Origin of the sequence: Pseudomonas sp. IT-P100, from assembly GCF_949767185.1 — a bacterium.
Lineage (GTDB): Bacteria > Pseudomonadota > Gammaproteobacteria > Pseudomonadales > Pseudomonadaceae > Aquipseudomonas > Aquipseudomonas fluorescens_B.
The window spans coordinates 207,704-220,222 of record NZ_CATKQK010000022.1; the positions used below are offsets into that span (position 1 = coordinate 207,704).

General features: G+C 60.0%; 12 protein-coding genes. 4 read left to right on the forward strand and 8 right to left on the reverse strand.

The features are described 5' to 3' along the window. Window positions 1-44: 44 nt before the first annotated feature. The 3 genes from ACM6IQ_RS17070 to ACM6IQ_RS17080 are packed head-to-tail and all read right to left on the reverse strand — an operon-like array spanning window position 45 to window position 3,449. Window positions 45-950 carry an acyltransferase gene (locus tag ACM6IQ_RS17070; RefSeq protein WP_017336559.1) on the reverse strand — a complete coding sequence of 302 codons (906 nt, stop codon included), beginning with the start codon at window positions 948-950 and terminating at the stop codon, window positions 45-47. Further along, window positions 951-3,050, reverse strand: a complete 2,100-nt coding sequence (gene pta / locus ACM6IQ_RS17075) for a phosphate acetyltransferase (RefSeq protein ID WP_017336560.1) — start codon at window positions 3,048-3,050, stop codon at window positions 951-953. A 60-nt stretch (window positions 3,051-3,110) separates the two neighbouring features. Next, complete coding sequence (locus tag ACM6IQ_RS17080) at window positions 3,111-3,449, reverse strand: DUF3565 domain-containing protein (protein WP_414879375.1); 339 nt, start codon at window positions 3,447-3,449, stop codon at window positions 3,111-3,113. Here ACM6IQ_RS17080 and ACM6IQ_RS17085 point away from each other — a divergent pair. The 3 genes from ACM6IQ_RS17085 to ACM6IQ_RS17095 all read left to right on the forward strand — a co-directional run bounded on the left by ACM6IQ_RS17085 (window position 3,418) and on the right by ACM6IQ_RS17095 (window position 5,826). Continuing rightward, entirely contained in the window at window positions 3,418-3,903 is a 486-nt protein-coding gene (locus ACM6IQ_RS17085; RefSeq protein WP_007901600.1) for an FKBP-type peptidyl-prolyl cis-trans isomerase, read from the forward strand. The genes ACM6IQ_RS17080 and ACM6IQ_RS17085 overlap by 32 nt on opposite strands. 122 nt (window positions 3,904-4,025) lie before the next feature. Beyond that, a complete protein-coding gene (locus tag ACM6IQ_RS17090) occupies window positions 4,026-4,508 on the forward strand; it encodes a glutathione peroxidase (protein WP_017336562.1) in 483 nt (160 codons plus the stop codon). 214 nt (window positions 4,509-4,722) lie between these two features. Beyond that, a complete protein-coding gene (locus ACM6IQ_RS17095) occupies window positions 4,723-5,826 on the forward strand; it encodes an NADH:flavin oxidoreductase (protein WP_017336563.1) in 1,104 nt (367 codons plus the stop codon). A gap of 105 nt (window positions 5,827-5,931) precedes the next feature. On the opposite strand, the gene ACM6IQ_RS17100 is transcribed toward ACM6IQ_RS17095, so the two are convergent. Both ACM6IQ_RS17100 and cysZ read right to left on the reverse strand, forming a co-directional pair. Continuing rightward, window positions 5,932-7,131 (reverse strand): glycosyltransferase family 4 protein, encoded by a 1,200-nt coding sequence (locus ACM6IQ_RS17100; RefSeq protein WP_414879376.1) that lies wholly within the window; start codon window positions 7,129-7,131, stop codon window positions 5,932-5,934. A 40-nt stretch (window positions 7,132-7,171) separates the two neighbouring features. Further along, window positions 7,172-7,924 carry a sulfate transporter CysZ gene (gene cysZ, locus ACM6IQ_RS17105; protein ID WP_017336565.1) on the reverse strand — a complete coding sequence of 251 codons (753 nt, stop codon included), beginning with the start codon at window positions 7,922-7,924 and terminating at the stop codon, window positions 7,172-7,174. Between the two features lie 315 nt (window positions 7,925-8,239). Between cysZ and trxB the strand changes: the two genes are divergently transcribed. After that, window positions 8,240-9,202 (forward strand): thioredoxin-disulfide reductase, encoded by a 963-nt coding sequence (gene trxB / locus ACM6IQ_RS17110; protein ID WP_017336566.1) that lies wholly within the window; start codon window positions 8,240-8,242, stop codon window positions 9,200-9,202. Between the two features lie 187 nt (window positions 9,203-9,389). Here trxB and ACM6IQ_RS17115 read toward each other — a convergent pair whose 3' ends face one another. The 3 genes from ACM6IQ_RS17115 to ACM6IQ_RS17125 all read right to left on the reverse strand — a co-directional run bounded on the left by ACM6IQ_RS17115 (window position 9,390) and on the right by ACM6IQ_RS17125 (window position 12,469). Further along, on the reverse strand, window positions 9,390-10,673 hold the full coding sequence (locus ACM6IQ_RS17115; protein ID WP_414879377.1) for an NAD(P)/FAD-dependent oxidoreductase: 1,284 nt from the start codon (window positions 10,671-10,673) through the stop codon (window positions 9,390-9,392). 187 nt (window positions 10,674-10,860) lie between these two features. Then, window positions 10,861-11,694 carry a transporter substrate-binding domain-containing protein gene (locus ACM6IQ_RS17120; RefSeq protein ID WP_017336568.1) on the reverse strand — a complete coding sequence of 278 codons (834 nt, stop codon included), beginning with the start codon at window positions 11,692-11,694 and terminating at the stop codon, window positions 10,861-10,863. A gap of 46 nt (window positions 11,695-11,740) precedes the next feature. Further along, entirely contained in the window at window positions 11,741-12,469 is a 729-nt protein-coding gene (locus tag ACM6IQ_RS17125) for an amino acid ABC transporter ATP-binding protein (RefSeq protein ID WP_414879636.1), read from the reverse strand. Between the last annotated feature and the right edge of the window lie 50 nt (window positions 12,470-12,519).

Sequence of the window (12,519 nt, forward strand, 5' to 3'; positions counted from 1 at the left end):
GAATGTGAACCCGCTATCGCCAGCAGGCTGGCTCCCACAGTAGGTCAGTGTTTATCGGGGTATTTGCGATGCATCTGCTCCAGCAACGCATCCTTGTCTAACCAAAGCTGATTGATCCACCCCTGAAACTGCAAGCGATACTCCCCATCCTGGTCATAGTTCTTGCCGATAAACTGCGGCGGAATCTTCAGCTCCTGAAAATGCACCACTACATCTTTCACGTTGCCACAGAGCAAATCCCAATACCCAGGCCGCCCGCCCGGATAGTGAATGGTCACGTTGACGATCGACTCCAGCTGCTCACCCATCGCATCCAGCACAAACGCAATGCCACCGGCCTTGGGCTTGAGCAGATACTTGAACGGTGATTTCTGCTGGGCATGCTTGCCTTCGGTGAAGCGCGTGCCTTCAACGAAATTGAAAATCCCCACCGGGTTGTTGCGAAACTTCGCGCAGGTCTTGCGGGTGGTTTCCAGGTCTTTGCCTTTCTTTTCAGGGTGCTTTTCCAGGTAAGCCTTGGAGTAGCGTTTCATGAACGGAAAGCCCAGCGTCCACCACGCCAGACCAATCACCGGCACCCAGATCAGCTCTTGCTTGAGAAAAAACTTCAGCGGCTGGATGCGACGGTTGAGCACGTACTGCAGCACCATGATGTCGACCCAGCTCTGATGGTTGCTGGTGATCAGGTACGAGTGCTGATAGTCCAGACCTTCGAGGCCACTAAGGTGCCAGCGCGTACGGCAGACCAGGTTCATCCAGGCTTTGTTGTTACTGATCCAGGCTTCATGGGTATGGCTCATCAACCAGAGCGTGAAACGCTGGGTGAGGGCAAAGGGCAAGATTTTGAAGATCGCCACGCAGAACAGAAACGAGCAGAGCAAAATCGTATTCAACGCCAGCAACAACGATGCAATCACGCCGCGCACGGCGGCAGGCAGGAAATCCAGCATTTAAAGATCCAGAGGTCGGTTGGCAGCTTGAATCGCGGTCAACGCGATGGTGTACACGATGTCATCGACTTGCGCGCCGCGCGGCAGGTCGTTCACCGGTTTGCGCAGGCCTTGCAGCATCGGCCCGAGGCTGACGCAATCGGCGCTGCGCTGCACGGCTTTGTGCGTTGTGTTGCCGGTGTTCAGATCGGGGAACACGAACACCGTGGCACGCCCGGCCACCTGACTGTTCGGCGCCAGTTGCCGGGCGACGGTTTCGTTGGCCGCGGCGTCGTATTGCAACGGGCCGTCGATCAGCAGCGAGTGCTGTTGTTCATGGGCGAGCAATGTCGCTTCACGCACTTTCTCGACTTCCTCACCGCTGGCGGATTCACCGCTGGAGTAACTGATCATTGCCACGCGCGGGGTGATGCCAAACGCGGCAGCCGAGTCGGCGCTTTGCAGGGCAATCTCGGCCAGCTCGCTGGCGCTCGGATGCGGATTCATCACGCAGTCGCCATAGACCAGCACCTCTTCGGGAAACAGCATGAAGAACACCGACGACACCAGGGTGCAGCCCGGCGCGGTCTTGATCAGCTGCAGGGCAGGGCGAATGGTGTTGGCGGTGGAGTGGATGACGCCGGACACCAGGCCGTCGACTTCATCCAGCGCCAGCATCATCGTGCCGATCACCACGGTGTCTTCCAGTTGTTGCTCGGCCATCGGCGCATTGAGGCTTTTGCTTTTGCGCAGGGCAACCATTGGTTCGACGTAGCGTTCGCGAATCAGGTCCGGGTCGAGAATTTCCAGCCCTGGCGGCAGCTCGATATCGTGCGCTCGAGCGACGGCTTCGACATCTTCCGGTTTCGCCAGCAGCACGCAACGGGCAATGCCGCGCGCCTGACAGATCGCGGCCGCTTGCACGGTCAGCGGTTCGCTGCCTTCGGGCAACACGATGCGTTTGTTGGCGGCCTGGGCGCGCTGGATCAACTGGTAGCGGAACACTGCAGGCGACAGGCGCATCTCCCTTGGCGTGCCGCAACGCTGGTGCAGCCAGTTGGCATCCAGGTGGCTGGCGACGAAGTCGGTGATGATCTCCGCACGCTCGCGGTCGTCGATCGGGATTTCCTTGTTCAGACCGTTCAACAGGTTGGCGGTCTCGTAGGAACCGGTGCTCACCGACAACACCGGCAAACCGGCCTGCAACGCGCCACGGCACAGGTCCATGATGCGCGGGTCGGGCAGGGTGTCGCTGGTCAGCAGCAGGCCGGCCAGCGGCACGCCGTTCATGGCCGCGAGGCTGACGGCGAGGATGATGTCGTCGCGATCGCCTGGCGTTACCACGAGTACGCCGGGCTTGAGCAGCTCCACGGTGTTGCGCATGGTGCGGGCGCAGATGATGATCTTGGTCATGCGCCGGGTTTCATAATCGCCGGCATTGAGAATTTGCGCGCCCATCAGGTCGGCGACGTCGCGGGTACGCGGGGCGTTCAGTTCCGGCTGGAACGGGATGCAGCCAAGCAGACGGAAATCACCGCTGCGCAGCAAGGGCGAATGCTCCTTCAGGCGCGAGGCGAAGGCGTCCATGCTTTCGTCGGTCTTGACCTTGTTGAGGATCACGCCGAGGACTTTCGGGTCTTTCGGACCGCCGAACAATTGCGCCTGCAATTCCACGCGGCCGGAGAGTTCGGTCAGCACTTCGTTTTCCGGCGCCGAGACCAGGATCACGTCGGCATCCAGGCTCTTGGCCAAATGCAGATTGACCCGCGCGGCGTAACTGGCGCTGCGGGTCGGGACCATGCCTTCGACGATCAACACGTCTTTGCCGATGGCGGCTTGCTGATAGAGCGTGATGATTTCTTCGAGCAGTTCATCGAGCTGACCGTCGCCGAGCATGCGCTCGACGTGGGCCAGGCCCAATGGCTGAGGCGGTTTCAAACCGTGGGTGCGCGCCACCAGTTCGGTGGAGCGTTCAGGCCCGGTGTCACCCGGATGGGGCTGGGCGATCGGTTTGAAAAAGCCGACTTTGAGGCCGGCGCGCTCAAGCGTACGTACCAGCCCGAGGCTGATGGAGGTCAGACCCACACCAAAATCGGTGGGCGCGATAAAAAAAGTTTGCATGCGGATTCTCTGGAGGAGCATGACAAAGGTGATCATCTATAGCTGACGATCTACCGAATTTCAGTCGCCAAGGTTATCGCTAACCGAGCCCTGTGCGCACCAACCACATTCAAAGGGCTGGCCTATTTTTTCAATACGTTGCGCAGGGTCCAGGACCCATGCGCGCGATTGCCAGGGTGGCTGGTGGCGCAGGTGCTGGGTATGGCCACAAGACAGTTCGACCACCCAATGCCCGTCCTCGTCCTGATGAAAACCGGTGACCGTCGAGCCTTTCGCTGCGATCCGTCTGTCCGGGTTGTGTTCGCTTTCGGACGATTGCTTCGCTAAACTTGGCCTTTCTAAATTCTTATGCAAAAGGTCTCGCCCCATGCTGATCGCCGCCAATAAGGCTGTCTCCATCGACTATACCCTGACCAACGACGCTGGTGAGGTCATCGACAGCTCCGCCGGCGGCGCGCCGCTGGTCTACCTGCAAGGTGCAGGCAACATCATCCCGGGCCTGGAAAAGGCTCTGGAAGGCAAAGCAGTCGGCGACGAGCTGACCGTAGCCGTTGAACCTGAAGATGCTTACGGCGAATACGCTGCCGAACTGGTCAGCACCCTGAGCCGCAGCATGTTCGAAGGCGTCGACGAACTGGAAGTGGGCATGCAGTTCCATGCTTCCGCTCCGGACGGCCAGATGCAGATCGTCACCATTCGTGATCTGGACGGCGACGATGTCACCGTCGACGGCAACCACCCGTTGGCCGGTCAGCGCCTGAATTTCCAGGTCAAGATCATCGACATCCGTGACGCCAGCCAGGAAGAAATCGCTCATGGTCACGTCCATGGCGAAGGTGGCCATCACCACTGATTTTCTGCGCTAAGCTCAGAGAACTGGAGAGGCGCCCGAGGGCGCCTTTTTAGTCCGCGGCTGTCCCTGGTGATATCGCCAAGTGGCTGTTTCGAGTAGAACACGGGAATCTGGAGTTCGTCATGAGTGCTTTTCACGACCTTAAATTGACAGCCCTGGATGGACAGGAGCTACCGCTGGCGCCCTTCAAGGGGAACGTCGTGCTGGTAGTCAACGTCGCCTCCAAATGTGGCTTGACACCACAGTACGCGGCACTGGAAAACCTTTACCAGCAATACAAAGGTAAAGGCTTCAGCGTGCTGGGCCTGCCGTGCAACCAGTTTGCCGGGCAGGAACCGGGCACTGAGCAAGAAATCCAGGAATTCTGCAGCCTCAACTATGGCGTGACCTTTCCGTTGTCCAGCAAGCTGGAAGTCAACGGCCATGATCGTCATCAGCTGTACCGCCTGCTGGCGGGTGAAGGCGCCGAGTTTCCAGGCGACATTACCTGGAACTTCGAAAAATTCCTGCTGGGCAAGGATGGTCGTGTCCTGGCGCGGTTCTCGCCACGTACGGCGCCGGATGATCCTTCTGTCATCCAGGCCATCGAAAAAGCCCTGAGCTGATTTTCGCGAATCAAGATCAAAAGATCGCAACCTTTGGCAGCTCCTACAGGTGTTCGCATTCCTCTGTAGGAACTGCCGTAGGCTGCGATCTTTTTGCTTCTGCCTTTTGACCCTTAATCACCCAGATCAATAGTGCTGTGCATCGCTCGCCACTGCACATATTATCGCCGTCATAAAATACCATCCCGTCGATATCGTTTTTGTGGAGCGCCCCATGCCCGTCAAAGCCCTGTTCAAACCGTTCCACCTCGGCACCCTTGAACTGCCGACCCGCGTTGTCATGGCCCCGATGACCCGCTCGTTCTCGCCGGGCGGCGTGCCCAATTCCAAAGTGATCGAGTACTACCGTCGCCGCGCCGCTGCCGGCGTTGGCTTGATCATCACCGAAGGCACCACGGTCGGCCACAAGGCCTCCAATGGCTACCCGAACGTGCCGCACTTCTACGGTGAGGCCGCGCTGGCCGGCTGGAAGAAAGTCGTCGACGCGGTGCACGCCGAAGGCGGCAAGATCGTTCCGCAGCTGTGGCATGTCGGTAGCGTGCGTCGCATCGGCACCGAGCCGGACGCGAGTGTGCCGGGTTACGGTCCGTCGGAAAAACTGAAGGACGGCCAGGTTGTGGTTCACGGCATGACCAGACAGGACATCCAGGACGTGATCGCCGCGTTCGCCCAAGCCGCCAAGGACGCGCAAAGCATCGGCATGGACGGTGTGGAAATCCACGGTGCACACGGCTACCTGGTGGACCAGTTCTTCTGGGAAGGCAGCAACCAGCGTACTGACGAATACGGCGGCAGCCTGGCCAACCGTTCGCGCTTCGCCATCGAGCTGATTCAAGCCGTGCGTGCTGCGGTCGGCGAAGGTTTCCCGATCATTTTCCGTTTCTCCCAGTGGAAGCAGCAGGATTACACCGCGCGTCTGGTGCAAACCCCGGAAGCGTTGGGTGAGTTTCTCAAGCCGTTGTCCGACGCGGGTGTGGACATTTTCCACTGCTCGACGCGCCGTTTCTGGGAGCCGGAGTTCGACGGTTCTGAACTGAACCTGGCGGGCTGGACGCGCAAACTGACCGGCAAGCCGACCATCACCGTGGGCAGCGTCGGCCTGGATGGCGAGTTCCTGCAGTTCATGGTCAACACCGACAAGATCGCGCAGCCGGCCAGCCTGGAGAAACTGCTGGAGCGTTTGAACAACGATGAGTTTGATCTGGTGGCGGTAGGGCGTGCGCTGCTGGTGGACCCGGATTGGGCGCAGAAAGTGCGTGACGGGCGTGAGGAAGACATTCTGCCGTTCAGCCGTGAGGCGTTGATGACCTTGGTTTAAGCGGCGACAGGCAAGGCCCCATCGCCAGCAGGCTGGCTCCCACATGTTCTGTGTACACCACAGACCCCCTGTGGGAGCCAGCCTGCTGGCGATGACTCCCTAGGCTCAGGGCAAGGTCGGTGCATTCGGCACCACGTGCTCCCCCACACAAGCCCCCCGCAACTGCCCTTCAAACTGCTCGATAATCGCCGCCCAACCCTGGCGACTCGCATGCTGGCGCGCATTGAGCCTTATGCAACGCAAGGTTTCGCGCTCCTCCAGCAACCACGCCGCCGCATCGCTGAACGCCTCTTCATCCCCCGGCATCGCCAGCACGCCGTTGTAGCCGTGGCGGATATGCTGCGCCGCCGCCGCTTGATCGTAAGCCACCACGCCCAGCCCCGAGGCCAACGCCTCAAGCACCACATTGCCGAAGGTTTCGGTCATGCTCGGAAACAGAAAAACATCCCCGGACGCATAGTGGCTGGCCAGGGCTTCGCCGCGTTGTGAGCCGCAGAAAATCGCTTCGGGCAGTTCCTGCTCCAGCGACGCTCGTTGCGGGCCGTCGCCGACGATGATCAGTTTCATGTTTCGCTGTGGATAAGTCGCTGCCAGCGTGTCGAAGCAGCGTTTAAGCAAGCCAAGGTTTTTTTCCGGCGCCAGACGCCCTACGTGAATCAGCGCAATATCCTTCTCGCCCAGACCCCACTGTTCGCGCAGCGATGGCAGGCGTTTGGTCGGGTGAAACAACTGGCTGTCGACTCCGCGAGACAGCAACGCCAGGCGCTCGAAATGCCGGCGCTCCAGTTCCATCCGCTGGCTGATACTTGGCACCAGGGTCAGCGTCGAACGATTGTGAAACCAGCGCAGGTAGTGGGTCAGCAGGCGGGTGAGCAAGCCGAGCCCGTACTGGTTGGAGTATTGCTGGAAATTAGTGTGGAAGCCGCTGACTACCGAAATCCCCAGGCGCCGTGCCGCGCGCAGCGCCGACAGGCCCAGCGGTCCTTCCGTGGCGATGTACAGCACGTCCGGGCGCTGGCGCTTCCAGCGTCGCAGCAGCTTGTGCATCGATGACTGACCCCATTGCAAACCCGGATACCCCGGCAGCGGCCAGCCCCGGCACAGCAGCAACCCATCGTCGCTGCCCAACTGCTGATCGCAACCCTGCCGTGGCCGCACCAGTTCAACCTGATGCCCGCGCGCGCGCAAACCGTCGCACAAGCGGCCAAGGGTATTGGCCACGCCGTTGATTTCGGGAGGGAAGGTTTCGGTGATCAGAGTGATATGCAGAGCTGTCGTCATGACCTCAGTGTCGGCTGAGGCCATGTCGTCGTTGTGGCGTTTTGATGATGGATTTGTGACAGGCTCAGCGTTGGGTCACCAGATTCTCCGCGCCGCGTTCACGCACCCAGAACAACGTCGCCCCCGCCACCGCCGCCGGCATCATCAGAATGTTGACCACCGGAATCAGCAGCACGAGGTAAACACTGCCGCCAAAACTCATGCTCTGCCAGCGCTTCTCGCGCAGCCAGGCGAGCATTTCGTTCCAGCCCAGTTTGTGGTTGTCCGCCGGGTAGTCGATGTACTGGATCGCCATCATCCACACCCCGAACAGCAGCCACAGCGGCGCGGCGATGATGTTCACCACGGGGATGAACGAGAGGATGAACAGCCCGAGCGCCCGCGGCAGGAAGTAGCCGAGTTTGCGCATTTCCCGAGCCAGGGTGCGTGGGATCATGGCGATCAGTTCGCCCCAGCTGAAAGAGGGGAAGTCGTCGGTGCCGCGTACCACCACTTCGACTTTTTCCGCCAGGAAGCCATTGAACGGCGCGGCGATGACGTTGGCCAGCATGGTGAAGGTAAAGAACACCATCAACACCACCAGCACGACAAAGATCGGCCAGAGCACGTAACTGAGAAAACTCAGCCAGTCGGGCAGGGACGGCATCAGCGTATCGACCCACAGGCTGAATTGATGGCCGGCCAGATAGATCAATCCGACGAACAGCACCAGATTGATTGCCAGCGGCAACAACACGAATAAACGCAGGCTGGGACTCAGGACCAGCTTGAGGCCTTCGCGCAGGTATTGCGGGCCGGACAGAACAGGGGCGGGCATATCGTGCTCCGAGCAGAGGGGAAACGCGCCGACCTTACCGGCTTTGCCTGACGGGCGAAAGCGCGGTCGCAGCATCGACATCAACTGTAACAAAGGCGCCTATATATAGACGGCAACCGGATAGAGACCGCCTATGAGCTGGATTGTTAAACCGTATTTCCTTAATCTTCGCCCCCTCGATACGCTGCACCCAATCTTTTTACAGGACTGTCGAGTTCAAGCCTTCCCCAAGTGCTTTCAACAGTCCTTTTTTATTCCCGCCGGCAACCCGGCGTTCCGCGCCAGGTGTTCCGGGCCGGTCAACAGGAGCAGGTCATGTCTGAAGTCCGTCATTCGCGAGTGATTATTCTCGGTTCCGGCCCTGCCGGTTACAGCGCCGCGGTCTATGCCGCCCGTGCCAACCTCAAGCCTCTGCTGATTACCGGCATGCAGGCCGGCGGTCAACTGACCACCACCACCGAAGTCGACAACTGGCCGGGCGACGTCCACGGCCTGACCGGCCCGGCGCTGATGGAACGCATGAAAGAGCACGCCGAGCGCTTTGAAACCGAGATCGTTTTCGATCACATCAATGCCGTGGACTTCGCTGCCAAGCCTTACACCCTGACCGGCGACAGCGCGACGTACACCTGCGATGCGCTGATCATCGCCACCGGCGCCAGCGCTCGCTACCTGGGCCTGCCATCGGAAGAAGCGTTCATGGGCAAAGGCGTTTCGGCCTGCGCGACCTGCGACGGTTTCTTCTATCGCAACAAGCCAGTAGCTGTGGTCGGTGGCGGTAACACCGCTGTCGAAGAAGCGCTGTACCTGGCCAACATCGCCAGCACCGTGACCCTGATCCACCGTCGCGAAACCTTCCGCGCCGAGAAGATCCTGATCGACAAGCTCAATGCCCGCGTTGCCGAAGGCAAGATCATCCTGAAGCTGAACTCGAACCTGGACGAAGTCCTGGGCGACAACATGGGCGTGACCGGTGCTCGCCTGAAAAACAACGACGGCAGCTTCGACGAGCTGAAAGTCGACGGCGTGTTCATCGCCATCGGCCACACCCCGAACACCTCGCTGTTCGAAGGTCAGCTGACGTTGAAAGATGGCTACCTGGTGGTGCACGGCGGTCGTGAAGGCAATGCGACGGCGACCAACGTCGAAGGGATCTTCGCGGCCGGTGACGTGGCTGACCACGTTTACCGTCAGGCGATCACCTCGGCGGGTGCTGGCTGCATGGCGGCACTGGATGCCGAGCGTTATCTGGATGACCTGCAGAACGCCAAGTTCTGAGAGCGTTGAAATGAAAAAAAACCGGCTTTGGCCGGTTTTTTTTGCCCACGAAAAATGCGGTCAACACAAACCCTTGTGGGGCAGCTAGCCTGCTAGCGATGGTGTGTCAGTCACATCGATGTAGCTGACACGCCATCGCTAGCAGGCTAGCTCCCACAAGGGTTAACAGGGTTTGCGGAAATGGCGATCAACCGCGAAAGCGCTCCTGAACATAATCCATGACCTTCAGCGATTGATAGATCGCATTGGCAGCCACCCGCCCGAACGGCCCACCGTTCCAGTCCAGCAGATACGGTTTGAACGACTGATACCGCACACTTTCCCCGCACACCGCTTCGGCGATCACCCGGCCTCCAATTGACCCGGTGTTCAGCCCGTGACCGCCAAACGATGTGCAAGCCCAGACGCCCGGTTCCAGTAGCCCGAGGTTGGGCATTTTGTTGGTCGAGTAACCCATCAGGCCAGACCAGGCCAATTCGATGTTCACTGGCGCCAGCTGCGGATAGACCGACACCATGTCGGCCTTGAGCATGGCCGCCAGGGCCTTTTCATTCTGTTCGTTGCGGGTGGTGATGCGTCCGCCCCAGAGCAGGCGGTCGCCTTCGACGACGCGGTAGTAATCCGAAGCGCGGCGGTCGTCAGAGAATGCGGCGCCTGAATCGAGGACGTTTTTGATCGAGTCGCCCAGGTGTTCGGTCAGCACCACATAGGTGGCGATCGGCAGGTAGGCGCGACTGAGTTTTTGCAGTTCCGGGCCGCCGTAGCCGCCGGCGCAAAATATCAGGTCCTGACAGCGGACACTGCCATGAGCGGTCCTGACGATTTTGTCGGCGCCTTCGCGCTGCCAGGCGAGCATTTTTGACTGCTCGAAAATCCTGCCTCCCGCAGTTTCAATGGCCAGGGCCAGGCCCAGGCAATAGTTAAGCGGGTGGAAGTGCATGGCGTTGGGATCTTCGACACCCTGAAAATAGCGAAGGGTGTGCGCCTGCGCGCGGACCTTGGCGGTGTCGAGGAAGTTGAGTTCATAACCGAAGTCGCGTCGCATGGTTTCGATGTGGTTTTTTACACCGGCGCCATCGTCGTAACGCTTGACCCGAATCGTGCCGGCGGACGGCGCACAACCTGCCAGCGCCAGTTCGGCGATGTTGCGGCGGACAATCTCCACACCTTCGACCGACATCTGAAACAGCGTCCGAGCCTGTTCCAGTCCCACTTTTTTGCGGATCGCGCCAGACCCTTCGGCCCAACCCGGCGACACCACGCCGCCATTGCGGCCCGACGCGCCCCACGCCACCTGATGGGCTTCGAGAAGGATCACGCGTTTGCCGCGTCGGGTCAGTTCCAGAGCGGCGGTGAGCCCGGCGATGCCGGCACCGATGATGCAGACGTCGCAGCTTTCGTCGCTGTTCAATTCGGACCTGGCCGCGCGGGGCAGCGAGGTTTGGGAATACCAGGTGTTGGGAAAGGACATGGTCAATCCTTGGGTAATTGCCTTACCTATGTGGGAGCGAGCCTGTGTGGCGAGGGGATTTATCCCCGTTCGGCTGCGCAGCAGTCGTAGATGCGCTTTAACGTTGAAATGCCGGGGCCGCTCCGCAGCCCAACGGGGATAAATCCCCTCGCCACATGGCTCGCTCCTACAGGGGAGGGGCGGGTGATTACTTGATGGTCGAGTAATCGACGCCGTACCACTTGTCCGACAGCTTGGTCAGCGTGCCGTCCTTGTGCATCGCGGCGATGATTTCACCGAGCCTGGCCTTGAGTTCCGGGTCACCCTTGTCGGTGGCGACGGCCAGCGGTTCATAGAACGCGATGTTGTCGTCGACGGCCCGCAACGGATAGCCCTTCTTGACGGCGGCATCCAGTGTGCTGCGTTGCGTGAGGATGGCGTCCAGACGGGCACCGTCGCCCAGGCGCAGGTCGTCCAGCGGCCCGACGGAACCGGCGTAGGTCTTCATTTTTTCGGTTTTTACGTCATAGACGACGGGCGGCACGTCCGTGGTTTCAATGGCCAGCGCCTGGCTGAAATAGTCCTCGGACGTAGTGCCCCCTTCAACGCCGATGGTTTTGCCATTCAGCGCCTTGTGGTCGGTGACTTTGGATTTGTCATGCACCGCGAACACGTAGGGAACGTAGTAATAGGTCCCGGGGAAGTCGAGAATCCGCGCGCGGCTCTTGGTCGCGGTCATCGAACCCACGGACACGTCCCAGCGGCCGTTCCACTTGCCTGCGGTGATCACATCCCAGTCGGGCGTGATGAACTTGGCCTCGACGCCGAGTCGCTTGGCGATCTCTTTGGATACGTCGATATCGAAGCCGTCGATTTCATTCTTGTCGTTGATGAACCCCTGGGGTGGCCAGGTCGCCGAGGTGGCGACGGTCAACGTCTTGCTGCTCTGGATCTTGTCCAGAACGGCACCGGCATTGGCGGCACCGACGAACAACAGCGACAGTGCGGCGGCGAGGGTGGTTACGCTTTTACTTCTGACCATGTCCATCTCCATGTTTCGTTATTGTTTTATGGGGGCAAAGCGGTCTTCAGTGACCGATGATCTGCGACAGGAATTTCTGCGCGCGCTCGGTCTGTGGGTTATTGAAAAACTCGGCGGGGGTGGCTTGTTCGATAACCTCGCCCTGGTCCATGAACAGCACGCGGTCAGCCACTTTGCTGGCAAACCCCATCTCATGGGTCACGCAGATCATGGTCATGCCGTCGGTGGCCAGTTCGCCCATGACATCCAGCACTTCGTGGACCATTTCCGGGTCCAGCGCCGAGGTCGGTTCGTCGAACAGCATCACTTTGGGATTCATGCACAGCGCCCGGGCAATCGCCACGCGCTGCTGTTGTCCGCCGGACAATTGCGACGGATATTTGTGCGCGTGTTCGGCAATGCGCACCCGCTCCAGGTAAACCTGTGCACGTTTTTTCGCCTCGGTGGCCGACACGCCTTGCACCAGTTGCGGGGCCAGGGTCAGGTTGTCCATGACGCTCAAGTGCGGGAACAGGTTGAAGCTCTGGAACACCATGCCGATTTCACTGCGCACGGCGCTGACGCTTTCCGCTTCGCTGGTGAGGGTGATGCCGTTGACCTGAATGTGGCCTTTCTGAAAATTTTCCAGGTGGTTGATGCAACGAATCATCGTCGATTTGCCCGAGCCCGACGGCCCGCACACCACCAGGATTTCGCCGGTGGCGACGTTCAGGTCGACATCGCGCAAGGCGTGAAAGTTGCCGTACCACTTGTTCAGGCCGGTGATCGAAATCATCGAAGGGCTGGCCGGCGCAGCAGAGGCCAGGTCCAGTCGCTCAGCAGTAT